This is a genomic window from Mycobacterium asiaticum, assembly GCF_001673635.1.
GTDB lineage: Bacteria > Actinomycetota > Actinomycetes > Mycobacteriales > Mycobacteriaceae > Mycobacterium > Mycobacterium asiaticum_C.
On record NZ_LZMH01000022.1, the window covers coordinates 1 to 26,660 of the forward strand.

At 67.5% G+C, this 26,660-nt stretch carries 21 protein-coding genes; 5 read left to right on the forward strand and 16 right to left on the reverse strand.

Features of this window, described 5'->3' with window-relative positions; genetic code table 11:
- Positions 1-106: 106 nt before the first annotated feature.
- From A5645_RS04745 to A5645_RS04795, 11 genes are all read right to left on the reverse strand, one after another.
- Positions 107-910 (reverse strand): SDR family NAD(P)-dependent oxidoreductase, encoded by an 804-nt coding sequence (locus tag A5645_RS04745; RefSeq protein WP_065128624.1) that lies wholly within the window; start codon positions 908-910, stop codon positions 107-109.
- Positions 911-995: 85 nt separating this feature from the next.
- Entirely contained in the window at positions 996-3,383 is a 2,388-nt protein-coding gene (locus A5645_RS04750; RefSeq protein ID WP_065128625.1) for a CaiB/BaiF CoA transferase family protein, read from the reverse strand.
- Positions 3,383-4,348 (reverse strand): enoyl-CoA hydratase/isomerase family protein, encoded by a 966-nt coding sequence (locus tag A5645_RS04755; protein WP_065128626.1) that lies wholly within the window; start codon positions 4,346-4,348, stop codon positions 3,383-3,385. Before A5645_RS04755 ends, A5645_RS04750 begins: the two co-directional genes overlap by 1 nt.
- A gap of 3 nt (positions 4,349-4,351) precedes the next feature.
- Positions 4,352-5,470 (reverse strand): M24 family metallopeptidase, encoded by a 1,119-nt coding sequence (locus tag A5645_RS04760; protein WP_065128627.1) that lies wholly within the window; start codon positions 5,468-5,470, stop codon positions 4,352-4,354.
- A complete protein-coding gene (locus tag A5645_RS04765; protein ID WP_081288160.1) occupies positions 5,460-6,662 on the reverse strand; it encodes a M24 family metallopeptidase in 1,203 nt (400 codons plus the stop codon). The genes A5645_RS04760 and A5645_RS04765 overlap by 11 nt, the downstream gene beginning before the upstream one ends.
- 23 nt (positions 6,663-6,685) lie before the next feature.
- On the reverse strand, positions 6,686-7,852 hold the full coding sequence (locus A5645_RS04770) for an amidohydrolase family protein (protein ID WP_065128629.1): 1,167 nt from the start codon (positions 7,850-7,852) through the stop codon (positions 6,686-6,688).
- A 36-nt stretch (positions 7,853-7,888) separates the two neighbouring features.
- Positions 7,889-9,127 carry a cytochrome P450 gene (locus tag A5645_RS04775; protein WP_065128719.1) on the reverse strand — a complete coding sequence of 413 codons (1,239 nt, stop codon included), beginning with the start codon at positions 9,125-9,127 and terminating at the stop codon, positions 7,889-7,891.
- 2 nt (positions 9,128-9,129) lie between these two features.
- The gene (locus A5645_RS04780) at positions 9,130-9,324 is read right to left on the reverse strand and encodes a ferredoxin (RefSeq protein WP_036365249.1); all 195 of its coding nucleotides are present in this window, start codon (positions 9,322-9,324) and stop codon (positions 9,130-9,132) included.
- Positions 9,321-9,992 carry a TetR/AcrR family transcriptional regulator gene (locus A5645_RS04785; protein ID WP_065036725.1) on the reverse strand — a complete coding sequence of 224 codons (672 nt, stop codon included), beginning with the start codon at positions 9,990-9,992 and terminating at the stop codon, positions 9,321-9,323. Before A5645_RS04785 ends, A5645_RS04780 begins: the two co-directional genes overlap by 4 nt.
- 45 nt (positions 9,993-10,037) lie before the next feature.
- Complete coding sequence (locus A5645_RS04790) at positions 10,038-10,958, reverse strand: alpha/beta hydrolase (protein WP_065128721.1); 921 nt, start codon at positions 10,956-10,958, stop codon at positions 10,038-10,040.
- A gap of 8 nt (positions 10,959-10,966) precedes the next feature.
- Positions 10,967-11,773, reverse strand: a complete 807-nt coding sequence (locus A5645_RS04795) for an SDR family oxidoreductase (protein WP_065128630.1) — start codon at positions 11,771-11,773, stop codon at positions 10,967-10,969.
- An 87-nt stretch (positions 11,774-11,860) separates the two neighbouring features.
- Here A5645_RS04795 and A5645_RS04800 point away from each other — a divergent pair, with 87 nt between their 5' ends.
- The 3 genes from A5645_RS04800 (at position 11,861) to A5645_RS04810 (ending at position 16,253) form a co-directional block, all read left to right on the forward strand.
- The gene (locus A5645_RS04800; RefSeq protein WP_081288161.1) at positions 11,861-14,641 is read left to right on the forward strand and encodes a helix-turn-helix transcriptional regulator; all 2,781 of its coding nucleotides are present in this window, start codon (positions 11,861-11,863) and stop codon (positions 14,639-14,641) included.
- An 88-nt stretch (positions 14,642-14,729) separates the two neighbouring features.
- Positions 14,730-15,500: an SDR family oxidoreductase gene (locus tag A5645_RS04805; RefSeq protein ID WP_065036722.1), complete on the forward strand. Its 771-nt coding sequence runs from the start codon at positions 14,730-14,732 to the stop codon at positions 15,498-15,500.
- A 30-nt stretch (positions 15,501-15,530) separates the two neighbouring features.
- Complete coding sequence (locus A5645_RS04810) at positions 15,531-16,253, forward strand: SDR family NAD(P)-dependent oxidoreductase (RefSeq protein WP_065036747.1); 723 nt, start codon at positions 15,531-15,533, stop codon at positions 16,251-16,253.
- Positions 16,254-16,260: 7 nt separating this feature from the next.
- Here the strand turns inward: A5645_RS04810 and A5645_RS04815 are convergent, their stop codons facing one another.
- Both A5645_RS04815 and A5645_RS04820 read right to left on the reverse strand, forming a co-directional pair.
- Complete coding sequence (locus tag A5645_RS04815; RefSeq protein ID WP_065128632.1) at positions 16,261-17,142, reverse strand: PPE family protein; 882 nt, start codon at positions 17,140-17,142, stop codon at positions 16,261-16,263.
- Positions 17,143-17,279: 137 nt separating this feature from the next.
- Positions 17,280-20,591 (reverse strand): helix-turn-helix transcriptional regulator, encoded by a 3,312-nt coding sequence (locus A5645_RS04820; protein WP_155767853.1) that lies wholly within the window; start codon positions 20,589-20,591, stop codon positions 17,280-17,282.
- Positions 20,592-20,747: 156 nt separating this feature from the next.
- On the opposite strand from A5645_RS04820, the gene A5645_RS04825 reads away from it, so the two are divergent.
- A complete protein-coding gene (locus A5645_RS04825) occupies positions 20,748-21,962 on the forward strand; it encodes a serine hydrolase domain-containing protein (RefSeq protein ID WP_065128633.1) in 1,215 nt (404 codons plus the stop codon).
- On the opposite strand, the gene A5645_RS04830 is transcribed toward A5645_RS04825, so the two are convergent.
- The 3 genes from A5645_RS04830 to lpqS all read right to left on the reverse strand — a co-directional run bounded on the left by A5645_RS04830 (position 21,865) and on the right by lpqS (position 24,822).
- On the reverse strand, positions 21,865-23,139 hold the full coding sequence (locus A5645_RS04830) for an MFS transporter (RefSeq protein ID WP_065128727.1): 1,275 nt from the start codon (positions 23,137-23,139) through the stop codon (positions 21,865-21,867). The genes A5645_RS04825 and A5645_RS04830 overlap by 98 nt on opposite strands.
- Positions 23,139-24,314, reverse strand: a complete 1,176-nt coding sequence (locus A5645_RS04835) for a PLP-dependent cysteine synthase family protein (RefSeq protein ID WP_081288162.1) — start codon at positions 24,312-24,314, stop codon at positions 23,139-23,141. The genes A5645_RS04830 and A5645_RS04835 overlap by 1 nt, the downstream gene beginning before the upstream one ends.
- Before the next feature lie 106 nt (positions 24,315-24,420).
- Entirely contained in the window at positions 24,421-24,822 is a 402-nt protein-coding gene (gene lpqS, locus A5645_RS04840; RefSeq protein WP_065128634.1) for a putative copper homeostasis (lipo)protein LpqS, read from the reverse strand.
- Positions 24,823-24,967: 145 nt separating this feature from the next.
- Here lpqS and A5645_RS04845 point away from each other — a divergent pair, with 145 nt between their 5' ends.
- Positions 24,968-26,620 (forward strand): multicopper oxidase family protein, encoded by a 1,653-nt coding sequence (locus tag A5645_RS04845; protein WP_065128635.1) that lies wholly within the window; start codon positions 24,968-24,970, stop codon positions 26,618-26,620.
- Positions 26,621-26,660 lie beyond the last annotated feature (40 nt).

Here is a 26,660-nt window from a genome sequence, read left to right on the forward strand (position 1 = left end):
CCGGAGCAGGCCGCCGAAGGGTGGCGCCATTGTTGCGCGAGCACCCGACAAACCCCCCCCCCGCGGGGGGGGGGGGGTGTTTTCGCGTCTGCTCGCGCCAACAAACCTAGGGTCCGAGCTGGTAGGTCCCCGTCTGCGGGTTGTGATACCAGCCGGCGGCCGCGTGTGTTCCGCCATCGACGTGCAGGGTCTGGCCGGTGATGTAGGCGGACATGTCCGAGGCGAGAAACACTGCGACGCCCGCTGTTTCGTCGACATGGCCGGGACGCCCCCACGGGACGACGGCACCCATCGCCGCGCTGGCATCCGCGCCGCCGAGCGCCGCGAGACCTTCGGTCATGGTGATGTCGGGTGCGATCGCGTTGACCCGGATGCGATGGGGCGCCAGCTCCAGTGCGGCGGTCTTGGTGTAGTTGATGACACCGGCCTTGGCCGCGGCGTACGCGGCGTAGCCCGGCGCCGCCCGCACGCCTTCGATCGACGTGACCGACATGATGCTGCCCGGCAGGCCGGCCGCCACCATCGTTCGCGCGACCCGCTGCGTGCACAGCAGGACGTGCCGCAGGTTGGCCCGATACAGTGCGTCCCAACCGTTTTCGCTGGTCTCCAGCAGCGGCGAAGAGAACACCCCGCCGGCGTTGTTCACCAGGATCGTCGGTGTGCCCAGCTCGGCCACCGTGCGCTGCAGGGCGGCGTCGACCTGGGCGCTGTCGCGAACGTCGGTGGTGATGCCCAGTGCACCAATCGATTCTGCGGCCCGTGCGCAGGTCTCGGGGTTGCGCTCCCAGATCGCCACCCGGGCTCCGAAGGCCGCGAACCCGGCGGCGATCCCTCGGCCGATGCCCGCCCCGCCTCCGGTGACCACCGCGACGCGGTCGGTGAGCAGGATGTCGGAAGGATCGATCGGCACGCCACTCACCCCCACCCGCGAGCAGACGCAAAAGCCCCCTCGCGGCACGCGATTTGGGGGCTTTTGCGTCTGCTCGCGCAACTAATCATCGCGGTGCCTGGCCGATCACGCCGTCGGCCTCCAGCTCCGCGATCTCGGCATCGGTCAACCCCAGCTCGGTGAGCAATTCGTGGTTGTGTTGCCCGAGCAAGGGCGCGGGCTGGGTATGAAACCGGCACGGACCGCCGGACATCCGCATGGGCACGGTACTGAGCCTAGCCGGGCCGCACACCGGGTGGTCGACGACTTCGAAGAAGCCGCGCGCGTCCAGTTGCGGTATCTCCGTCTGACGGTGCGGCTGCAGGACCTTGGCCACCGGCACGCCGGCGTCCCAGAGCGCCGCGACGATCTCGTCGCCGCTGCGGCCTGCACACCAGGCCGCCAGCTGCTCGTCGATCCGGTCGGCGTCGGCTCGCCGGCCGGCGGCGGTACTCAGCGCGGGATCGGTTGCCCACGACGGAGATCCGAGTGTGTCACAGAGCCGGCCCCATTGCCGGTCGGTGGCCACCGCGATCGCAACCCAACTGTCCAGCCGCCCGAATTCGTCGATCTCGTTGGTACGGTACAGATTCTGCGGCGCGGCGGTAGGCCCGCGATTGCCCGCCCTTTCCAGCAGCACCCCGTACGCCGAGTACTCGATAACCTGCTCCGCGGCGATGTTCAGCGCCGCATCCACCATGGCCGCCTCCACCAGCACACCCTGGCCCGTTCGGCGCCGATGTTCGAGGGCGAGCAGCAGCGCGTTGAGTGCGTGCACCCCGGCGTTGGGATCCCCGACGGAATACGGCTCGAATGGTGTGCGGTCGGGATAGCCGGTCAGCCAACTCACTCCGGATGCCGATTCGATGACGTAGGCGAAGGCCGGGTTGTCCCGCCATGGTCCGTCGAGGCCGAAGCCCGGCATGCGCACCATCACCGCGTCGGGCCGAATCGACTGCACCGCAGCAAAATCCAGCCCGATCGAATCGAGGACGCGGGGTGTGAAGTTCTCCGCGACCACATCACAGGTGCCGATCAGTCGATACAGCAGTTCGCGCCCCCGCCGACTCTGCAGATCCAGCGTCAGCCCCTTCTTGTTGGTGTTCAGGGCGGCGAAGATCGGCGACTTCTCCCACCATTGCTCCTCGGTGACCGGTATGCCGGCGATCAGCCGGGTCCCGTCCGGGCGGCCGGTGGATTCCACGTGGACCACCTCGGCCCCGAGCATGGCCAGGAAGTGGGTGCAGGATGGTCCTGCCCAGAAGGTCGTCAGGTCCAGTACCCGAAGCCCGCTCAGCGGCAGGTGCGGTGTGGGCCGGTCCTGGGTCGACACCGGACGGGGGGTGAGACGCGCCGCCCGGTACTGGGCGGTGTGCTCACCGAGTCGGGGGGCCGGGCCCGGCTCGCGCAACTGGGCGGGTTGCATCCGATAGGGGTGGCGCGGCTGGGTGAATCCGTCGCGCGGGTTGCGCATGAATGAGTCGCGTGCCCGAAAGTGGTCCAGCGACGCGACGTTCGCACCGTTGGCCACCGGCGCGTTGGGTATCCGGAAGGCGGTGGCCAGTTCGCGGATCTCGTCGGCCGGCTGGCTGCGGACCCACGCGTAGATGTCGTCGGCATGAATGTTGGCCTGCTCGGTGATCGTCAGCCGCGAGTTCTCGTCGATCCATTCCGGGTGGCCGACCATGGCGCACAGGTCGAACCACTGCTGCGCGGTCCCGCAGCCGAGGTCCACCAGACCGTCCTGCGCGACCGCCACCCCGGGCACGGTGGGCCGCCGGGCGTCCCGCCAGGGGCGGTCCAGCATCTCGAAATAGGTGACGGGATAGTAGGTGAGACCGAGGATCTGAGTCTCCAGCATCGACAGGTCGATGAGCTCACCGCGACCGAGGTACCGCGTGGCGAGCGTCGCTGCGCTGGCATAAGCACCGGCCAGATATTCCCCAACCTGCCCGCCGACGTGGACGGGTGCCCGGTCGGCCACCCCGCGGCCCAGCCCGATGATGCCCCCCGACCACGCCTGCAACGTGAATTCGGTTGCCGTGCGGTCCCGCCACGGGCCGTCCAGTCCAAACGGAGTGATCGATGTGACGACGAGATGCGGGTGGTCACCCCGGATCTTGTGCGGTGGAAATGATTGCGCCACCGCGGATCCCGGCGACCAGACCACGGCGTCCGCGGCGGCGAGCAGCCGGTTGAGTAACCCGATGTCGTCCACCTCGCGCGGGTCGACGACGACGCTGCGCTTGGACCCCGCCAGAAAGCTGAACAACGCGCCGTCGCAGCCGGGCTCGATCGTCGCAGACGAAGAAGACCAGGACCGTAACCAATCCCCCTCCAATGGCTCAACTTTGATGACCTCGGCGCCTCCATCGGCGAGCAGTTTGGTGCAATAGGCACCCGCGATGCCGGTGGACAGGTCGACGACGGTGTAACCGGACAGCGGCGATTCCACTAGCGCTTCCGCTTCCGTTTGGGGTCGGGGCGCCGGTCCTTCTTGCTCAGCCGCCACTCCGGCGGGAATTTGGCGTCATTGTTCTTGACGGCCTCACCCAGCCCCCGGTCGATAGCCGTGTCCAAGGTGAAATCGTCGGCGTCCGGTTGCGCGCCGCCGCCGACGGACTCGAAGAAACCGCTGAGCAGACTGCCCATGTACTCGCCCTGGAACTGTTTCATGATCTCGAAGAACGTCTTCTGCATGAAGACGGTGTCGGTGGGGCGGTTACGCGCACAGGCCAACGCGTACTTCGCCACCTCGGCTTCGAGTTCGGCGCGGGGTACCACGCTGTTCAGGAAGTTGCAGTCGTACATCTCGGCCGCGGTGAAAGCCCGTCCGGTGTAGACCATTTCCTGGAACTTTCGGATGCCCATGGTCTGGGCCCACCACCACATTCGTGGTCCCCATCCGTAATAGCGGAACGACGGATGGCCGAACAGTGCGTCGTCGCTGGCGATCACCAGGTCGGCGTCGGCCGCCTGGTAGAAGTGCCAGCCGTAGCAGTAACCCTTGACCTCCAGGATGCTGATCTTCTTGAAGTCCTGCAGCCCGCGAATCCCGGAGTTCGGGTTGGCGTACCACTGCCCGATGGATGCGCCATGCCGAAACGTGCCCCGAGGCGGGTAAGTGATTTCGTCGGCACCGACCCGGAATTCGGTCAGCAACGGAGCCGGTTCGGCCGCGTCCTTGGCCCGCATGAACTCTTCCAGGTCCGCACCCGATCCCAGGTCGTCACCGGCACCCCGGATCACCACAACCTTGACCTTGTCGTCGATGCTGGCGCGGTGCAGCAGGTCGGCATAACGTTGCCGCGCGGCGATCGTCGGAGCGTTCAGGTATTCCGGCCGGTCGAACGTGATGATGGCGATCCGGGTCTTGGCGTCCTTTTCGTAGCGAATAATCTTCTCCGCCTTGGCGGCCATCGATCACCTCCGCCAGGACGGGCTCGCGGTCAGCACCTCGGGCCCGTCGGCGGTGATCAATACCGCTTCACGTCCGAACACCGCGCCGACGCCCGGCTCCCAGACGTAGCCCGTGACGGCGAGAACCATGCCGGGCTCCAGGCGCTCCTCGCCGGCGGTCCGGGGCAGCAGCGCGGAGATGACCGGCGGGTCGAAGCCCATCCCCAGTCCGCGGGCAACGGGCATCGGCGGTGCGGGTTCGCCGGCCGCCGCGTAGGCCGACAGCAGCTCGCCTGCCCCGGCTCCTGGTTGACACGCCGCGATCAGCAGCGACCACAGCCGATCCCAACGCTCGTACAGCGCTGCGGCACTGGGGTTTTCGCCCACTGGCCAGGTGCGGCCGACCTCGCCGATATACCCACCGGCCACCACGCCGGCCGACAGCGCGACCAGGTCACCGTCCTGCACCCGGCCGTCACCAGCGACTCGCCGCCAGGGGTGTTCACGAGAGGTCACCCATGCCACATCCTGACTCGACGGAGTGCTCACTCCGCCCGCGGCAAGCGCCTCCAGCAGCACCCCGGCCAAAGTCTGCTCGCTGACCCCCGGCCGCAATTCGGATACTGCGACACCCAGCCCGGACTCAGCCACCCTGATGGACCCACGCAGCGCATCGACCTCCGCGTCGGTCTTGATACGCCGGGCCGCACGCATCGCGAGTTCTCCGTCGACGAGTTCGGCCGCAGGAAACGCGGTCGGCAGCAACTGCGCGAAAACCGGTGAAAGCGCATCGGTTCCGACCCGCCGGGCGTCGGCCGCGCCGTCGATGCGCTGCAGCGCCGCGATGGTGTTGACCGGATTCCAGGAGATGCCGTAAAGGTTCTCGTGCGGAATGTCCTCCGGCACACCCTCGTCCCAGGTGCTCAGCAGGTGAATAGCGCCGGTCGCGCGGACCAGCACACACGTCGGGCCGAACGGCCGGGTCCCGGCGACCCACAGTTGCGGCGCGCCGGTGACGTAACGGACGTTGGCCTGGCGGCCCAGCACCAGCACGTCGAGGTTGTGCTCGGCCATCTGCGCCAGGGCTCGTTCGCGGCGTCCGCTGCGCAGGGCGCGGGCGTCGGGCAGAACCTCAGTCGACATAGGGGTCATAGGGGTAGTCGGTCAATCGTGTCGAGCCTTCCTCGGTGATCACCAGGACCTCTTCGCTGCGGTAGCCACCGGTACCGTCCTCCCAGACCACCGGCTCGAGCACCAGCACCATGCCCTGCTGGAGGACGAAGTTCTCGTCGAACTGGTCACCGAGATCCGTTCCGATCATCGGCATTTCGGCGGCGTTGACGCCGATCCCGTGGCCGAGGTAGAAGTGCGGCAGCCACGGCCGGGCGCCTCCGTTGGCGGCGATGGCCGCCCGGCCGAGGTCGGCGGCGGTGGCGCCGGCCCGGGCCACCCCCACCACGGCGTTCATGATCTCGCGCCACTTCTCGAACTGGGCTTGCTGGCGCGGCGACGGATCCTGCCCGACGATCCAGGTCCGCCCGAAGTCGGAGCAGTAGCCCTGGTAGGTGATGCTGACGTCGGTCCACAGCACATCACCTTCGGCAAGTTCGCGTTCGGTGCTCAGCAGCGGCAACGCCAGGTCACCGTGTGTGGTCCACACCCCCTCGGCCTTGCTGGGCGGCATCACCTGCCAGATCGGCTCGAGCATGCTGGCCATCGCCCCCAGCTCGAAGGCCCGGCGCAAGAACCGTGCCGAGAGGTCGATCTGGCGGATGCCGGGGACCAGCGCCCGGTGGACTTCGATCATGGCCTGATCGGTGATCCGTACCGCGGTGCGGATGCAGGCCAATTCGTCCGCGGTTTTGACCACCTTGGCGGCGCTCACCACTGCCGAAGCGTCGACGGGAGCACCGTTGGGGAACAACGACTTCCGGGCTCGTGACATGGCACCGGTGAATTCGTCGACCGCCACTGTCGATCCGGCGGGAATCAGGTCGGCCAGCTGCCGGGCGAAATCGTCTACCCCCTCGTCGAATTCGAGATAGACCGGCCCGTGCAGGTGGTCGGTGGGCAACTCCGATTCCTGCGCGGCGCCCTCCCGGAACGGCAGGAAGAGATGCGGCCACGGATCGTCGGCCAGCACCACCGCCACCGGGCGTTCGACGTAGGACACCCCGGCATCGCCCAGCGGCCAGCTCGCCCCGGTGGCATAGACGACGGCGTTGTTGCCGAGCAGGACCAGGGCGTCGACGCCGCGCTCGACCATGGCGGCCCGCAGCCGCGCCCCGGTCTCCCGGCGCATCCGCGACAGGTCGGGACGCTCCGGGATGGTCATCCCAGGTGCATCGGCAAAGACGGTCACAAGCCCAGGAATTCGGTGATGTTGCCGCTCACGATTCGCGCGGCCCGCTCCGGTCCGACCGCGTCCACCACAGCCGCCAGCGACTTCTCCGAATACCCGTACGTGCTTTCGTTGTGTGGGTAGTCCGAGGACCACATCACCTTGTCGACGCCGATCCGGTCGATCAGCTCCAAGCCCAACGGGTCGACCATGAATGACGCGCTCATGTGCCTATCCCAGTAGTACCGGACGTCGTGCTGCAACGGCCGGTTGAACATGTGCTGGTAGGAGGCAACCAGGTGTTCGGCGTCCTGTAGCGCCCACGGCACCCACGCGATCCCACCCTCGAACCAACCGATCCGCAGACCCGGGTGTTGATCGAGGATGCCCCCGAAGATGTACTTGGAGAACGTCTCCCGGAACCCGTCGATGTTGATCATCATGCCGACCACCACGCTGTTGAACTCGCACGGGCTCTTGGGTGGGGTCTCGCCGATGTGGTGGGTGACCGGGATGCCGGCGGCCTCGATCTCATCCCACACCGCGCTCATCGCCGTGCTCGCGTAGTCGATCGGGTTGCCGTCGTCGTCCTTGCCCGGGTTGAGCGGCATCAGGAACGTCTTGAGCCCCAAGGACTTCAGCTCGGCCAGGGTGTCCCTGGTGCCCTTCGGGTCCCACCAGTTGATCAGGCCCGCGCCGTAAAAATGGCCGTTGGAACGCTCCTGCAGTTCCGCGATGTACTCGTTGTAGATCCGGAAGGTGAGCTCGCGAAGTTTCTTGTCCGGGTAGTGGAACAGTGCCAGCACCGCGTTGGGGAAGGCCAGCTCCTTGTCGACGCCGTCCTCGCGCAACTCCTGAATGCGGGCGTCGATGTTGGTGCTGGCCGCCCCAGGCAGATCGTCGTATTGCATGAGCACCGCGCTGAAGTCGCCCGGCAGGAACGACTGACCTTTGCGGCCGACCTGGTATGCGCCCTCCTCGTACCAGATCCGGGGCGCCTTGTCCTTCAGGTCTTCGGGGAAACGCTCGTAGAAAATGTCGGCGGCGAGCGAAATGTGGTTGTCCGCCGAAAACACCTCGGTGCCCGTCGGCAACCCTACATCGCTGCCGATGGCATGCCCGCGACGATCCTTCGGTGCGCCGAAGCCTTTCGGCGGATACAGGGTGCTTGTTGGTGTAGTCATCGTCGACCTTTCACATACTTCTCGTTGGGCTGAGGCTTACCAGGTGACCGGCAACTCGTAGACGCCGTAGGCGAGGCGGTCGTGTTTGAACGGGATCTCGTCAAGCGGGACGGCAGGTTTCAGCGTCGGGATCCGCTGGAACAGGGTGCGGAAGACGATCTGCAACTCCGCCCGTGCCAGTTGTTGGCCGACGCACTGGTGACGGCCGTAGCCGAAGGCGACATTGCGTTCGGCGCCAGAGCGATGCAGGTACAGGCGCTCGGGTTCGGTAAAGGCCTGTGCATCCCAGTTCGCCGGAGCCAGGTCGATGATGATGCCCTCGCCGGCGCGGATCACCTCGCCGGCGATCGGGATGTCTTCGATGGCGACGCGGCGCTGACCGTTCTGAATGATGCTGAGGTAGCGCAGGAGTTCTTCGACCGCGTTCGCGACGATCTTGGGATCGTCGGCATCGCGAATGGCGGGCAGCTGGTCCGGATTTTCCAGTAGCGCAAGCACGCCCAGCCCGATCATGTTCGCGGTGGTCTCGTGACCGGCCACCAGTAACCCGTTGGCGAGCTGCGCGGCCTCTTTCACACTGAGCTCGCCGGCCTTGACCCGTTCAGCCAGATCGGAGACCGCGTCCTCGGTCGGGTTCTCCATCTTGGCCTCGACCAGCTTGATGATGTACTTGTACAGGCTGATCGCGCCTTTGGTGGTCTCTTCACCGGTCGCGTAGCGGGCCAGCCCGACGTTTGCGTGTTCCTGGAACAGTTCGGCGTCCTCATAGGGTACCCCGAGCAACTGGCTGATCACCAATGACGGCACCGGCAACGCGAGGGCACTGACCACATCGGCCGGCTGCGGCCCGGCCAGCATGGCGTCGATGTGGTCGTCGGTGATCCGCTGAATGGCCGGTCGCAATCCTTCGACGCGCCGAAAGGTGAACGGCCTGGACAACATTCGACGGAAGCGAGTGTGTTCTTCACCGTCGGAGGTGAACACCGAGCGCGGGCGCTTGTGCACCGTCGACAACATGCCGGCGTTCCAGTGCGGGAACCCGGGCACCCGGTCGTCAACGCTGACCCGGGAATCGGAGAACAACTCGCGGCACTGCTCGTACCCGGTGATGAGCCAGGGGGTACTGCCGTCCCAGATCCGAACCCGCGACAGCGGTTTGGCTTCGGCCAGTGCCATCACGTCCGGGGGCGGTGCGAACGGGCAACCGGCCGCGCGCGGCATCGGATACTCCGGGATGTCCGTGGCGGTGGTGTTATCCGTCAGGGTGTCGGACACGGTCACTCCTCGATCTGGATGGCCAGAGCCGGGCAGAAGGCGGCGGCTTTGCGCGCGCCCTCGGCCTGGTCGGCGGGCGGGTTCGGGTTGAGCAGGACGACGACGCCGTCCTCGTCGCGCTGGTCGAATACCTCGGGCGCGTTCATCACGCAGTTACCCGACGAAGCGCAGATATCCTGATTGACAGAGACTTTCATCTACCTGACTCTTCATCCGCAACGGTGACGGGTGCCAGCCACAGTCCGACGATCGCGTCGATCAGTCCGGTGGCGGCGGCCCGCCAGGACGGCCGGGGCACCGGGGTACCGTCAGCCAGCGCCCGCTCGAGATCGGCGCAGGTATGCATCAAAAGGTTGCGCGCCATGATGTTTCGTTCGAACCGGACGTCGACGGGCAAGTCGGGCAGGCAGCTGCTGATCCCGTCGATGACCTGAACCAGCGACGACGAACTCAACGCATCCTTGACGACGATGTTCTGGTAGGCGGGATCCGTCATGGCCTGGGCGGCGAACCGCGCATACCAGGTGGGATTACCGAGTGCCTCGAGGTGATCGGTCAACGGACGGACCAGGCAGGCGACCCAGTCCCGCATCCCGGCGGCGGCCGGCAGCGCCGCCACCATCTGCTCGCGTAACTGCTCGACGGGACCGCGATGCTTCTGCTCGATCGCGCGGACCAGGTCGGCCTTGGTGCCGAAGTGATAGCCGACCGCGGCGTTGTTGCCTTGCCCGGCCGCCTCACTGACCTGGCGGTTGGACACCGCGAAGACGCCGTGTTCGGCGAACAGCCGTTCGGCGGCGACCAGAATCGCCTCCTGCGTGGAGCTGGCCCGCTCGCTGCGCACGACCCGGCCGACTGTGGTCATACCGGCCAGTCAACGCCTCCCGCACCATTAAGTCAAGCGACTGATTTAATTCGGCCGGGTATCCCCGCCAACAGCCCTCGAGACGTGCTCCGCTATTCGGGCATACGCGCGGCGGGTGACCTCAGCGGCCCCGGTCATGATGTTGTAACCGTGGTCGACGCCGGGCACCTCGTAGTACTCCACCAACGCGCCGACCGCTGCCAGTTTGTCCGCATACCTGCGGGCCTCGTCGCGAAGCCGGTCGTGTTCGGCCGTCACGATCAAAGCGGGCGCTATGCCGGCGATGCCGTCGGCATTCGGCCCCCAGGCCGGTGAGGCCAGCCGATCACGCCGGTTCGCCGGATCGGGAATGTAGGCGGTGTCGAAAATCGCGCCCATCCACGGCTTCATCACCGCCCGGCCACCAATCGTGGACGTCTTGTCCCCGGTGGGCGTCACCAGATCCAGCGGCGCGTAGTGCAGCACCTGCAGCGCGATGGCAGGACCCCCGTTCTCCAGGGCGAGGCGGGCCGCGGCGGCGCTCAGGTTGCCGCCAGCGCTCTGCCCGCCGACGCAAAGACGCGTCCCGTCCCAGTCCCGATCTCGGTTTCCCGCCCAGCGCACGACGTCGTAAATCTGTTGGGGCGCAGCGGGAAAGCGATGGCCGGGAGCCAAGACGTAATCGGTGTTGACGACGACCACACCGGTGTGGGCCGCCAGGTAACGACACCACGGGTCGTCCTGTTCGGGATGCCCCACGACGAATCCCCCGCCGTGCACATTGACATAGACAGGGGGTGAAACCGGGTCACCGGGCGGGTGGTAGACGGTGGCGGAGACCTCGCCATGCCCGGTAGGAATCACAACCCGTGTGGTGCGGCCGGCGATCTCGGGGAAGCGTACGGCAGGCTTGGGAGCCGGGTTGAGCGTGGCCGCGATGACCCGAGCCACCGTGTCGGCCACCGCCTGTTTAGACAGGATCGACATCGGCAGCATCAGTCCCGCTTGCTGGACCGAATCACCTTGCCGGCCACCGTTCCCCCGTCCACCGGAAGCACGATACCGGTGACGTAGCGCGATCGTTCGCCCGCCAGATACAGGGCGGCCTCGGCGACGTCATCGGGGGTGCCTTCCCGCTTGAGCGGCCTATCGTCGCGCATGCCCTGTCGAATCCGGGCCTCGAATCGCTCGAGTTCCTCGGGGTCCATGTCTCCTGCCGACGACGCCAGGATGGGCGTGGGGATGTTGCCGGGGGCGATAGCGTTGACGCGTATCTCGTGATATGCCAACTCAATTGCCGCCGACTTGGTGAATTGGATGACCGCAGCCTTGGACGCGCGGTACGTCATGACACCGCCGCCGGCCTGGATGCCGCCGATCGAGGTCAGATTGATGATCGATCCCCCGCCGTTGGCCGCCATGTGCCGCGCCGCATCGCGGGTGCCGGTCATCACCCCGAGGACGTTGACCGCCATCACGCGGTGGAAGTCGGCGAAATCGTCGTCGAGCAGGCGGCGTAGCGGCCCGGAGACGCCTGCGTTGTTCACCATGATGTGCAGGCCCCCGAATGTCTGCACCGCTGTGGCCACCAGCGCGCTCATCTGTTCGGGATCGGAGACGTCGGTGCGCTGGAAGACGGCATTGGGACCCAGTGTTTCGGCCAGTGTCTGGCCGCCCTCGGTCTCGACGTCGGCGATGACAACCCGTGCGCCCTCGGCGGCGAACCGTTGGGCGATTCCACGGCCCAGCCCCGATGCCGCACCGGTGACGACGGCAACCTTGTCCACCAATTCGTTGACCACCCGTCGAGTTAATCGGCGGCGACCGCATTAAGTCAAGCAGTTGATTTAACAAGAGGCTCCGCGCTATCGGTAAGGTCAACCGGCAGGGTGATTACCGATCGGGCGCTTCGTTTACGGGGTCGGCGCGCGGAATGCGCGGCGCTGGAACGGTTGATGTCCGCAGCCCGGTCGGGACAAAGCCAGGTGCTGGTGCTGGGCGGTGAAGCCGGGATAGGCAAGACGGCCCTGCTGGATTTCACCGCGGAGCGGGCCGCGGGCTTCCAGACGGCGCGGGTGTCGGGCGTCGAATCGGAGATGGAGCTGGCTTTCGCCGCGCTGCACCAACTGTGTATACCGCTGCAGGACTGGATCGGTGAGCTGCCGGCGCCGCAGCGCGACGCGCTGGAGATCGCGTTCGGCCGCAGCGCCGGGCCCGCCCCCGACCGTTTCCTGGTCGGGCTGGCGGTGCTCAGTCTGATCGCGGCGGCCGCCGAACGCCAGCCGCTGCTCTTCCTCGTCGACGATGCGCAGTGGATCGATCGGGTGTCGGCCCAGACGTTGGCCTTCGTCGCCCGCCGCCTGATCGCCGAACCCGTCGCGATCGTTTTCGCGGTACGCGAGGGTCCGGGCGAGGAGCTGGCCGGGTTACCGGAGCTGACCCTGCAGGGGCTGAACGCCGCCGAGGCCCGCGCGTTGCTGGATTCGGCTGTACTGGGCCGGTTGGACAACGAGGTGCGCGACCGGATCGTCGCCGAAACCCGGGGCAACCCGCTGGCCCTGCTGGAGTTGCCGAAAGGGCTGACCGCTGCGGAGCTGGCCGGCGGATTCGGGCCGCCCGATGCGCAACCGCTGGTCGGGCAGATCGAGCGCACCTTCCTGCGCCGCATCGAGCAACTACCCGGCCACACCCAGCAGCTGCTGGTCACGGCCGCGGCCGAGCCGGTCGGCGACGCGGCGTTGTTGCTGCGTGCCGCCGCACACCTCGGGCTACCCGATGACGCCGCGGTGGGGGCCCAGGCGGCAGGGCTGATCGATGTCGGAACCCGGGTGCGGTTCCGCCACCCGTTGGTGCGTTCGGCCGCCTATCGGGCCGCGGGCCTGATGGAGCGACGACGCGCGCATCGGGCCCTGGCCGCGGTCACCGACGGGGACTCCGATCCGGATCGCCGCGCCTGGCATCTGGCGCTGGCCGCCACGGGACCCGACGACTCGGTCGCGGTGCAACTCGAGCTGTCCGCCGAGCGCGCGCAGGCGCGAGGTGGGGTGGCCGCCGCGGCGGCATTCCTGGAACGGGCCACCCAGTTGACCGCCGATCCGATGCGCCGGGCGGTCCGAGCGCTCGCTGCCGCCCAGGCCAAGTGGGACGCGGCGGCCTTCGACTCCGCCGACGAGCTGTTGACTATCGCGGAGTCCGGTGCCGCGCTGGATGACCTGCAGCTGGCCCGGCTCACCCGGCTGCGCGCCCAGATCGCCTTCGCCCGCAGCCGCAGCGGTGATCCCGAGGCGCCGACCGTCTCCGATTCGGCGGTCGGGCTGCTGGACGCCGCCCGGCAGCTCACCGCACTGGACAACGCTCAGTCCCGGGAGACCTACCTGGAAGCGGTGGGCGCGGCGTTGTTCGGCGGACGGCTGTGTCCGTACGGCGGCATCCGGATGACGGCCGCCGCCGCGCGTACGGCACCACCCGGCCCCCATCCCGCACGGGCGGTGGACCTGCTGCTGGACGGCATCGCGATCCGGGCCACCGAGGGCCACGCCGCGAGCCTGGTAACGCTGCGCGACGCACTGGCGCTGATCCGTTCCGAGGCCGAGCGCGGCAGCGACGACATCATGCGCTGGTTCTGGCAGGCGTTCCCGATCGTGCAGGAGTCCGCGGCGCACGAACTCTGGGACGACGAGATCTGGCATCAACTGGCCACTCACGCGGTGCGGATGGCCCGGCAGGCCGGTGCGCTCGCCGTCCTGCCACTTGCCCTGGTGTACCGCGCGGGAGTGCATGTGCAGGCCGGCGAGTTCAGCGCCGCCGCGGTCCTCATCGAGGAAGCCGACGCCATCACGACCGCCACCGGCTACGCCCCGGTGAAGTACCACTCGGTGTTGCTGGCGGCGCTGCGTGGTGCCGAATCGGAGGCCCTGCACCTGATCGGGTCGGCTCTGCACGACGGCGTCGCCCGCGGCGAAGGCCGGGTGATCGCCCTGACGAGCTTCGCCACGGCCGTGCTTTACAACGGCCTGGGCCGGTACGAGCAGGCGTGTGCGGCCGCCCGGCGCGCGTGCGAGGACGACGACTTGGGCCTATTCGGTTGGTGCCTGGTCGAATTGATCGAATCGGCGGCCCGCAGCGGCGAGCGGGACACCGCACGGGATGCGTTGACCCGTCTGGAAGAGCGTGCCCTGGCCAGCCAGACAGACTGGGCGACAGGCATTTTGGCGCGCTCTCGGGCGCTGCTCGCCGACGACCGCCGAGCCGAAGCCCACTACCGGGAAGCGATCGAGAAGCTGGGCAACACCCGGATCGCCGTCCAGCTCGCCCGCGCGCATCTGCTGTACGGAGAATGGTTGCGCCGCTGCAACCGCCGCGTCGACGCCCGCAGCCAGTTGCACACCGCCCACGAGATGTTCACCCGGATGGGCGCCGAAGGGTTTGCCGAACGCAGCCGCCGGGAGCTGCTGGTGACCGGTCAGAAGGTGAGCAACCGCGCCGCGGCTCCGGCGATGGAGCTGACGGCGCAGGAGGCGCAGATCGCGAAGCTGGCCGGCGAGGGTCTGACCAACCCCGAGATCGCCGCGCAGCTGTTCATCAGCACCCACACCGTGGAATGGCACCTGCGGAAGGTGTTCGCCAAGCTGGGCATCAAGTCACGCCGACAGCTCCGGCCCACGGACTGACTACGGACTTTCAAGGGTTCACCCCACCCCGTGGCCGGGGGATGCTGAACGTGCCAGTTCATCGGGAGAAACTTGGAAAGGCGTGGCAATGAAGATCTTGGTCGTAGGCGGCACCGGACTGATCGGGTCGCAGGTGGTCGCGAACCTGACCGAACAGGGACACGAGGCCATTTCGGCGTCGCCCAGCTCGGGTGTCAACAGTCTTACCGGTGAGGGTGTCGCCGAAGCGATGGCGGGGGTCGACGCCGTCGTCGACGTGTCCAACTCGCCGTCGTGGACCGACGAAGACGTGCTGAACTTCTTCACCACCTCCACCCGCAATCTGCTGGAGGCCGAGCGCGCCGCCGGCGTGCGCAACCACGTCGCGCTCTCGATCGTCGGCCTGACCCGGGCCGGTGACAGCGGCTACATGCGGGGCAAGATCGCCCAGGAGCGAGTGATCACCGAGTCGGGGTCGCCATACACGATCGTGCGGGCGACACAGTTCTTCGAATTCGTCGACGGCATCGCCGATTCACTGGCCGACGGTGATACCGTGCGCGCTCCGCACGGGGCCTTCCAACCCATCGCCGCCTCGGACGTCGCCGCGGCAGTGACTCGCGCCGCGACCGCCGAACCGGTCAACGGGGTCGTCAACATCGCCGGGCCGGAGAAGGCCGGCATGGACGACTTCATCCGCAACCGGTTCGCCGCCACCGGCGACCCGCGTCAGGTGGTGACCGACCCGGCCGCCCGCTACTACGGCGCGGTGCTCGACGAGGACACCATCGTTCCCATCGACGGGGAAGAAGTGACCATTTATCCCACCCGGTTCAGCGACTGGATGGCCGCGAGCGTGGCCAGCGGCACCGCCCGCTAGTCGGTGGGCGCCGCCCCGGAGGTGAATCGGATGGAACTGATCGACCACACCGCGGTCGTCACCGGCGGTACGGCGGGCATCGGGCTGGAGGCGGCCCGACTGCTCGCCAGCGAGGGCGCCACCGTCATCATCTCGGGCCGGGATCCGGTCCGAGGTGAGCTGGCCGCCGAGGCCATCGGGCCGAACGCCCGGTTCGTAAAGACCGATATGGCCGACGCCGAGTCGGTGCAAGCCCTGGTGCAGCAGTGCGGCGACGTCGACATCATCGTCAACAACGCCGCGAGTTTCCCATCCGCGCTGACCGTCGATCAGGACATGTCCAGCTTCGAGACGATGTTTGACACCAACGTCCGGGGCGCTTACTTCCTGGTCGCGGGTTTGGTGCCGGGCATGCTGGAGCGGGGCCGGGGCAGCATCGTCAACGTCACCACCATGGTCGCCGTCAAGGGCGTGGCAGGGGCCTCCGGCTACAGCGCTTCCAAGGCCGCACTGGAATCTCTGACCCGGACGTGGGCCGCTGAATTCGGCGCCAGCGGCGTGCGGGTGAACAGTGTGGCACCCGGCCCCACCCGCACCCCTGGCGTCGCCGCCGAATGGGGCGAGGTCAACGAGGAACTCGGCAAGGCGCTCCCACTGGGCCGCACCGCCCACCCGGCGGAGATCGCCGAGGCGGTGCTGTTCCTCAGCTCACCCCGGGCCAGCTTCATCACCGGCTCGACGTTGCATGTCGACGGCGGCGGCTCGGCGGTTTGATCGGCGATCAGGCGATCGCGCGCACCGCGCCCATCGCCACAGCGCCCCAGCTGGGCGGCACCACCAACCGCCCGACCACCACACCGCGGCCCATGGTCAGCTTCATGTCGGGCTGCGCAGGCATCTTCGGCCGCGCCGAAGTGCCCGAGGAAGTCATGCTCCGCGACGAGCTGATCGCCGAGGCGAAGGCGCTCATCGGGGAGGCGAACTTGCACTGCCGCAGCAGCCTGGCGATCCCGGAGGTGACCGCGGCCGACCGGACCGGTCCGGCGAGGCTGCGCAGCGCTTGAGGCACCGCCGGCATCGCGGGCGCCAACATGGCCGGGGTGCCGTCGCCTTCGTCGGAACCCATCAGTGCCGGCATGTTGTAGCCCAGCGCGGGCGGCGTCAGCGACGGAAGGGTGGCGGCCGCTGCCGAGGCGGCGGCATAACGGTACATCGCGGCGGCGTCCTGTGCCCACATCTCGCCGTAGTCGGCTTCCAGGGATGCGATCGCCGGTGTGGACTGGCCGGTCGCGTTGGTGGCACTCAACGCCGCCACGCGGGCACGGTTGGCGTCGACGACCGACGGCGCGACGGTGACGGCGAGCGCGTCGTCGAAGGCGCTGGCCGCGGCCCTGGCCTGACTGGCGATCTCTTCCGCCTGGCTCGCGGTACGGGTGAGCCAGCGCAGATAGGGCCCGGCGGCGTCGGCCATCGCATCAGCAGCGCAACCCTGCCAGCCGTCGGCTGCCAGGGCGGCGATGGTTGACCGGTAGGCATTCACGGTTCCGTAAAGCTCGTCGGCCAGCCGGTCCCAGGCGTGCGCGGCCTCCAGCATCGACCGGGAGCGGGAACCCGCATACATCCGGCCGGAGTTGACCTCCGGTGGCAACGCCCCGAAATCCATGGTTCACCTCACCGCGCGCACTGGACGCGTTCACCTTTCGTTAACCTTATGTTAAGGCCCAGTTGAGCAGCTGTTGGTGCAGCCGACGAAATTCACATGGAATTCGAATGACGCCGTTATGTGATTTCCGCGCGGCCTCAGGAGTCGGCGCTGCGGCGCGCGGTTTCGCGGGCGAGCTGTAGCCGGGAGGTGAAGCCGAGTTTGGTGTACATGTGGGTCAGATGCGCCTGGACCGTGCGAGGCGAGATGAACATCCGCTCGGCGATGTCCTTGTTCGCCAGCCCCTCGCTGACCAGGCGGGCCACGTCGAGCTCGGTCGGGGTCAGCGACGCCCAACCGATGGCGGGCCGCTTCCGTTCGCCGCGCCGGCGCAGCGCATGGCCGATGGCATCGTCGACGGTAAGTGCCGCGCCGGCATCATAAGACGCCTGAAATTCACTGTCTCCCAATGCTTTCCGACATTGCTCGCACGCCGAGTCGTAAGGGGGCTGGTACACGGGAAAGCGCAGCTCGCCGACGCGGGCGCGCTGGGCGTCCGCCGCCCCAAGCAGCCGGGCGGCCTCGGCGTGGCTGCCGGCGTCCACCGCCAGCCGTGCCAGGACCTCCAGAGCCGCCGGGACGCCGAGCCGGCCCTGATTGTCGACGGCCGTCGTCAGCGCGCGATGGGCGTCGCGGCGGGCCTGCTCGTTGTCGCCGCGATCCGCGGCGATGTGTGCGCGGACGCTCAGCGCGAGCAGGCGGTGCCAACCTTCGAGCGTGGTAACCGCCTCGTCGGCCAATTGCTGCGCCTTAGCGAGGTCGCCCTCGACGTGCGCGCACAGGGCGACGGCGCTGGCGGCCACGGTGCCGCGGTGAACAGCGGGATGGTCCCAGACCTTTGCGCCAATCGCGCTCGCGGCTTCGGCGTCGCCCTCGGCCACGGCCGCAATGGCCAGCACGGTTGCGGCCGCGAGTTCCAGTATCGCGTCGATTTCGGCCCCGGCGGCCACCGCCGCGTGGCCCGCGTCCCGGGCCGCGGCGACATCCCCGCGGTACACCAGGGCGCAACCCATGCTGATCAGGCACAACATGCCACCCAGAATGTTCCCGTCGGTTGTGCAGTCGGCGTGCACGTTGCGGAAGGTGTCCACGGCGCCGTCCAGATCCGCCCGAAACATCTGGGACATGCCCACACTCCAGCGGCACCAGTGCTCGTTCAGCCAGTCACCGAGCGCACCGGCGACTTCCGCGCCTTCGCGGCCGAGGTCCTCGGACGCGACCGGGTCGCCGGCCATGGCAGCGAGGTACGCCTGCCTACCCAGGATCTGACTGAGCCGCCAGTCGTCACCGCTCGCCCGGACCAGATCGATCGCTTCGGTGAAATACCCTGCCGCCGAATCGAAGTCAAGATTGGCGATGCAACCACATGCGGTCAGAGTGCGTGCTAGCAGCGTGGGGTCCCCGAGCTCGCGTGCGGTATCCAGGGCGCGGTGCACCTGCTCGACACTGTCAGTCGCCGCGGTGAAGGAATCCAGCACGGCCTTGTCCGCGATGGCGCGGGCATATATCGCCGGGTCGATGACAGCCGGATCGACGTCGGCACGGTTGAGCACCGAATTGAACCACGTCAGGCCCTCGCGCAACCGGCCGCGACCTTGCCACAGCGGTTGCAGTGAGGACGCCAGCTGCAACGCCTGTTCACACTCCCCGTTGTCACAGCAATGGGCGAATGCGGCCCGCACGTTGTCGAGATCTGACTCGACGCGGGCGACCCGGTCCCGAAAGTCGTTGCGTGTAGGGGTATCCAGCGCGGTGGCCAGCGCGGCGTAGTGGTCCCGGTGCCGACGACGCACCGCCGCGGCCTCGCCGGACTCGTTGAGCCTCTCCAAGCCGTACTCGCGGATCGTTTCCAGCATGCGGTACCGCGCCCGGTCGGCGATGTTGTCGGCCTGCACCAGTGACTTGTCCACCAGCAGGGTCAGCTGGTCGAGCACCTGATAGCGCTGCACGCCCTCGCCCCCGCACACCGATACAGCGGCGTCGAGGTCGAAACCACCTGCGAATACGGCCAATCGACGAAAGAGCACGCTCTCCGCTTCGGTGAGCATCGAATGCGACCAGTCCACCGAAGCCCGCAGTGTCTGCTGCCGCCGAACGGCCGTGCGTGCGCCACCGGTGAGCAGCTGGAAACGGTCCTGCAAGCTGTCCAGGATGTCGGCCGCCGACAACGCCCGCATCCGGGCGGCGGCCAATTCGATGGCGAGCGGCATCCCGTCCAGCCGCCGGCAGATCTCGGTGACCGCGTCGATATTGCTCTGGGTGATGGCGAACTCGGGCCGAACGTGGCGGGCGCGGTCGGTGAACAACGCGATGGCGTCGTCGGCCACCCCGAGCGAAGGAACCTGCCAGTTCACCTCGGCCGCGGTGCGCAGCGGTTCGCGACTGGTGGACAGTATCCGCACGGCGGGGCAGCGACCCAACAGCGAATCCACCAATGCCGTAACCGCTTCGCGCACATGCTCGCAGTTGTCCAGCACGATCAACGTCGGGTTGTCGGCAATGCGTGCCACGACGGTGTCGGCGATAGACCGGCCGGGTTGATCGGGCAGGCCCAGGGCTTGGGCGACGGCTCCCTCCACCAGAGCGGGGTCGCTGATCGGAACGAGATCGACATAGTGGATCGGGCCGCCGACCCCCTTGGTGAGATGTGTTGCCAGCTCGACGGCCAACCGGGTCTTGCCGACGCCGCCCGCGCCGGTCAGGGTCACCAGCCGGTGCTCGTTGACGAGCCGCGTAAGCTCCGCGATTTCGGCGCTGCGCCCGACAAAGCTGGTCAACGGTATCGGAAGCGGTTGAGCGGCAGCGCTATCCGATGACCGCAGCGGCGGGAATTCGACGCGCAGGTCGGGATGGCACAGCTGCACGATGCGCTCGGGCCGGGCCAGGCCACGCAGTTGGTGCGTGCCGAGCTCGGTCAGCCACGCCCCATCCGGCAGATGATCGACCACGACCTGTTCGGTGGCCGCGGTGAGCACGGTCTGGCCGCCGTGCGCCAGGTCGCGCACCCGGGCGGCCCGATTGATGGTGGGTCCCATGTAGTTGGCACCATCGCGGAGCTGAATTTCGCCGGTGTGCACCCCGATTCGCATCCGCAGCGGAGCCAGCGGTGCCCGCTGCAACGCCAGGGCACAGCACGCGGCGTCGCTGGCGCGGGCGAATGCGACGACGAAGCTGTCCCCCTCGCCCTGTTCGACCGGGCGCACCCCGTGGTGGGCGTCCACCAGCTCAGCCAGGGTCGCGTCCAGGCGCGCAACTGCCTCGGTCATCTCGGCGGGATGGTTCTGCCACAGCGCAGTGGATCCTTCGATGTCTGCCAGCAGCAGGGTCACCGTACCGGTCGGCAGTTCGCTCACGCCCAACTCGCTCCAGTTCAGCGGCGCCGTGTCCACGCGGGGATCAGATTCACCCATGCTAGCCAGCCTGCGGCGCGTCGTGGCCCGCAACATCGGCGGATATGCGTAGAAAAATCACCCGCTCACCGCGGCGGCGATTTACGCGATCCGGCCAATGCGCCGCGGGCGGCGCGGACCGCATATTTGCAGAACCGACCACAGAGGAGATCAACCATGACCAGACAAATCTGCGATACCGCAGTCGACGCCGTCATCGCCGGACACTACGACCCGCGCTTCGCCGACCTGGCGGCAGGCCTGGCCGACGAGCTGTCCACCGGCGGGGAACTCGGCGCCGCCATTGCGGTCGACCTCGACGGCGAGACGGTGGTCGACATCTGGGGCGGCTACGTCGACCGCACCAAGACCAGGCAATGGAACGCCGACACCATCGTCAACGTCTTCTCCAGCACCAAGAACGTCACCGCGCTGGCGGCGCTGCTGCTCATCGACCGCGGTGATCTCGACCCCTACGCGCCCGTCGCCCGTTATTGGCCGGAGTTCGCCGCGAACGGCAAGGAGGGCATCGAGGTCCGCCACGTGCTGAGCCACACCTCGGGGGTGTCTGGTTGGGAGCTGCCGTTCACCATCGAAGAGGTTTACGACTGGGAGAAAGCCACCGCCCATCTCGCCGCGCAGGCGCCGTGGTGGCAGCCCGGCACCGCATCCGGCTACCACGCGGTGAACATCGGCCACCTGGTCGGTGAGATCGTCCGCCGCATCACCGGCAGGACGCTCAAGGAGTTCGTGCGGGAGGAGATCGCCACCCCGTTGAGCGCCGACATCCAGATCGGCGCCCGCCCCGAGGATGACAGCCGTATCGCCGAATTGATCCCGCCACCACCGCTGGACATCCCATTGGACGCCGTGCCCGAGGACCACCCGATGCGTAAGACCTTCGGCATGCTGGCACCGACCGGTGAGGCCGCGCTGCTGGCGCAGAGCACGGAGTGGCGGCGCGCAGACATCGGTGCGGCCAACGGCCACGGCAATGCCCGTGCCCTGGTGCGAGCACTGTCTCCGATTTCGCTGGGCGGCAGGGTCAATGGGCGGCAGTTCCTGAGCCCGGACACGGTCGATCTGATCTTCACCGAGCAGGCCAACGGCATCGATCTGGTGCTGGGTATGCCGGCGCGCTGGGGTATCGGATTTGCGTTGCCCAAAGTGGAGGCGGTGCCGGATATTCCGGCGGGACGGATCTGCTACTGGGGTGGCTGGGGTGGGTCCACGGTGGTCATGGATCTCGACCGGCGGGTGACCTTTGCTTATGTGATGAACAAGATGGGCCAGGTCACCTCGGCCGGATCGGATCGAACCCAGAGGTATAGCCGGCTGATCTATCAAGCTCTGGAGCGGATCTGTCCAACCGGACCAACCCCAGGATCGTGACTATGCCCAGCAATATCAAAGCGGCCCAGACCATTTCGTCAGCGTTCCATCCGTGTGCCACGTCCATCAGGGCGCCGAGCGCGAGGTTGCCCGCCAAGATTCCCACCCCCACGATCGTGCTGTAGAACCCGTAATGCGTTGCGACCAGTCTGTCCCGCGACAGGGTCATCACGGTGCGCATTTCGAAGGGAAACAACGCGGCCGAGGCGATCGCGAGCAAGCCGGCTGAGAGCAGCAGTGCCGTCACCCCGGCGGCCGTGCCGAACCGCTGAGCGTTCGGCACCACGACGAGCGGCACGAAGGACGCCGCCAGGATTGCCGCGCCGACAACCAGGCTGCGGGCAGGCTCCCAGCGCTCGGCGAACCATGCGGTGATACGCAGTTGGCCGGCGATCGCGACCAGCCCCGAAACCGCGAACACCGCTGCCACGACCAGTGCTTGGCGCCCCGGCACCAAGAGCGACGCCTGCATCGGAAGCGCCAGATAGACCTGGAATGACAGGACGTAGGCGCCGGACATTGCAGCGGCGAAGGCGAGGAACCGCCGATTGCGGACCACCGTGCGCCAATCGTGTAGGACCGAGCCTCGTTCGGCACTGGGCTCGACCGTGCGCTGAGGTAGCGCTCGTAGCTGCGCCACCGTCAGCACGGCGAACACCGTCGCCGCGGTCAACACGGTCGCTCGGAAATCCACTGTCAGCAAGGCCAATCCCGCCAGCGGACCGAGCAGGATTCCCGCCTGGTAGAAGACGTTGAACGTCGCGAATGCGTCGACCTTGCGCTCACCGGAGTCGGCGGCGAGGTAGGCGCGCACCGCGGGATTGAACAGCGCCCCGGCGAAACCCGTGGCGGCCGCCGCGATCACTAGGCTGGGCAGGGATTGCGCGACGGACAGCAGAGCGAACCCACCGGTGCGCAGCAGGCATCCAGCGACGATCAACGGCTTGTACCCGAACCGGTCGGCGAGCGTACCGCCCACGAAGAACATGCCCTGCTGGGAGAAGTTGCGTACGCCCAGCACCAGACCGACGGCCCACGCCGCCAGCCCGAGGGGACCGAAAAGGTAGTCGGCCAGATACGGCATCAACAGGTAGAAGCCGAAATTGATGCCGAACTGGTTGACCATCAGCACCCGGGTGGGTCGATTGAAGCTGTGAAACTGCCCCAGCAATCCCATCACGCCACCGCCCGAACCGGGTTGACCACCGTGGTGGTACGCGTCCAACGGCTCACCACGGCGTCCGCCGGCGAGGCGATGTAGTCGGGGTCGGTGGCCGGGCGCCCGCCCAGTATCCCGCGGTCCGCGCAGTACTCATCGTTGTAGACGGTGTCGAAATACCGTTGCGGGCCATCCGGGAAGACCGCGGCGATCGTCGCGTCGGGCGACAGCGTGCGCGCGGCCCAGCCGGCGACCAGCGCGACCGCCCCGACGCTCCACCCGCCGCTGGCGAAGTGGGTGGCCGCCATGTTGCGCGCGGCCCACACCGCCTCGGCCGGAGCAACCCAGTGCACCTCGTTGAATGCGCCGTAGTCGACGTTGTCGGGATAGATGCTCGAACCCAATCCACGCATCACGCGGTTGGCTGCGGGCTGACCGAAGATGGTGGACCCGATGGTGTCCACGCCGATCAACCACAAGTTGGGGTTGAACTCCCGCAAGACCCGGGCCACCCCGGCCGAATGGCCGCCGGTGCCCACCGAGCACACCAGGACATCGACACGGCCGAGCTGAGACACCAACTCCAGGGCCAAGGTTCGGTAGCCGTCCACATTGTCGGGGTTGCTGTACTGGTTGGGGTTCCACGCGGCGGACTCGGTGGCGAGCAGCTCGCTGACCCGGTCCTTGCGGGCCTGCTGCCAGCCGCCGACCGGATGCGGCTCGGTGACCATGTCGACCCGGGCACCGTAGGCGGTCAGCATCCGCGCGATGATCGGCTCCAGACCCGGGTCGGTCACCAGGGTGACCGGATGCCGATACACGTTGCCGGCCAGCGCCAGACCCAATCCCAATGTGCCGCTGGTTGACTCGATGATTGTGCCGCCCGGTGCCAGGTCGCCGCGTGCGCGGGCACGTTCCACCATGTGCAGCGCGGGGCGATCCTTCATGCCGCCGGGGTTGAATCCCTCCAGCTTGGCCCAGAATCCGTGGCCGGTAGCGCCGACCGGGCTGGTCGCTCCGGAGACCCACAGGACCGGGGTGTTGCCAACCATGTTGGCAGGCTGATGATTCCGGGCCGGGACTGGGCGAGATCTTTGGGGAACAGGCCGGTACCGGTCGCGGTTAGGTCGAATCGCGGTGAGGTGAGCACGGTTGGAAACGCGCAGGTCTTCAACGTTCAGTAGAAAGTTCATTGGTTCCGTCGCTTCTGCATCGGTGCCGGCAACGAGTGCGCGGCATGGCTGGGGTCAGCGGTCACCGGCCACGGCGGCATTGCCGCCACGGCGTGGCGCTGACCACTCAGCGACGAGCCAGGCAGTAGCGGGTCAGCAAGTCCTGTCCGCAGGTGGAGGAATCCAGCGCCCGGGGCGGCGCGCGTCCCGTCGACTCCGCCGGGTGAGCGTGCGCGGCCACGAGACCCGCAACCGGCACTACCGACGCAGGGGTGAATATTGTTGCATTCGAACGTGATAGCGGAACGGCCACCATGTCCAGTTGGCACGGCGGTGTCGAGTTGTCGGAGAAGTGCGCGTGATCGGCGTTGACCGTGAACTCACCGCCTACCGCGGCCGCCAACGGATGCGGGGTATGCGGCGCGCCGTGCTGAACATGCGGCAACCAGCACTGGACGACCACCACCGCCACCAACCAGGAAACGGCGGCAAGAACCACCATTCGCATCGATCGGCGACGCAGGTTCATGCCGGACACTGTATACCCCCTATGGGTATAGTGTAAAGGGTGTTCCGGCGGAGCCGTCCCCGCCGTTCGGGTTGCGGTATGCTGCCGCGCTGAGCAGGGTGGAAGGCGTTTGGTTCGACGAATCGACGTAGACGAGGAGCAGTCCATGCCGGCGCAGCCGCCCAGCGGTTACCCCTCAGGCAGCGTTCGCTTCAACAGGCGCGGCTTCCTCGCCGCCGGTATCGCCGGCGGATTCGCGCTGGCCGCCTGCGGCCACAAGACGCAGATGTCCCCCATGGCGGCCGCAATCGCGGCGACCGAGGCCGAGCGTCCGCACAGTGGACGGACGGTGACCACCACGCTGACACCCCAACCCGCACGGGTCGACATCGGTGGACGGATCGTGGACACGTTCGCCTACGGCGACGCCGTCCCGGGCCCGCTGATTCGCGCGACCGTCGGCGACGAGGTCGTGGTCTCGGTGACCAACAAGCTCGATCGCCCGACGTCGGTGCACTGGCACGGCATCGCGCTGCGCAACGACATGGACGGCGCCGAACCCGCCACCCCGAACATCCCCGCCGGAGCGGACTTCACCTACCGGTTCTCGGTGCCGAATGCGGGCACCTACTGGGCCCACCCGCACACCGGCTTGTCCGCGGACAAGGGGCTTTATCTGCCCTTCATCATCGACGATCCGACCGAGCCGGGCCGCTACGATGCCGAATGGATTGTCGTCCTTGATGACTGGACCGACGGTGTCGGTAAGTCCCCACAACAGCTCTACGACGGGCTCGTCGATCCCAACAAGCCGACGATGCAGCCTCCCCCGCCCACCACCACAACGTCGACGTCCACCAGCACCAGCAGCAGCACCAGCACCAGCACCCCGACGACAACCACGACGACAACGACGAGTGCGCCCAGCACGACGACTACTTCGGCAAGCCCGACGAACAGGATGCCCGAAATGCCGGGGATGGGCGGAACGGGTGAGGTCGGTACCAGCGACCTGCTCGGTGGTGACGCCGGTGACATCGCCTACCCGTACTACTTGATCAACGGGCGAATTCCCGAGGCGGCCACCACATTCAACGCCAAGCCCCGGCAGCGCATCCGGATCCGCATCATCAACGTCGCGTCCGACACCGCGTTCCGTGTCGCATTGGCGGGACACACGATGACGGTCACCCACACCGACGGCTATCCCGTGGTCCCCGCTCAGGTCGACGCTCTGCTGATCGGGATGGCCGAACGCTACGACGTCCTGGTGACGGCGGCCGACGGCGTCTTCCCGTTGGTCGCATCCGCCGAAGGTAAGAACGCGCTGGCGCGCGCCTTGTTGGTCACCGGCAAGGGCAGTCCGCCCGACCCGCAGTTCAGGCCGGACGAACTGAACAAACGGGTCGGCGTGGTCGACATGTTCACCGCGACGACGTCTGTCAACCTGGGTCGCCCCGAGCCCAACCTCGACCTGCCGGTGGTGCTCGGCGGCACGATGGCCAAGTACGACTGGACCATCAACGGCGAGCCGTACAGCAGGACCAGACCGCTGCATGTGCGCGAAGGTGAACACCCGACCCTCACCTTCGACAACACCACGATGATGTGGCACCCGATCCACTTGCACGGACACACTTTTCAGGTGATCAACAGTGATGGCACCCTCGGTGCCCGTAAGGACACCGTCATCGTGCTGCCCAAGCGCAAGCTACGGGCGGTGCTGATCGCCGACAATCCAGGGACGTGGGTGATGCACTGTCACAACACCTATCACCAGGAAGCGGGCATGATGACCCGGCTGGACTACGTCTTCTGACGGTCGATTGCCGAGACTGAAACCCTGCAGGTCCGCACTC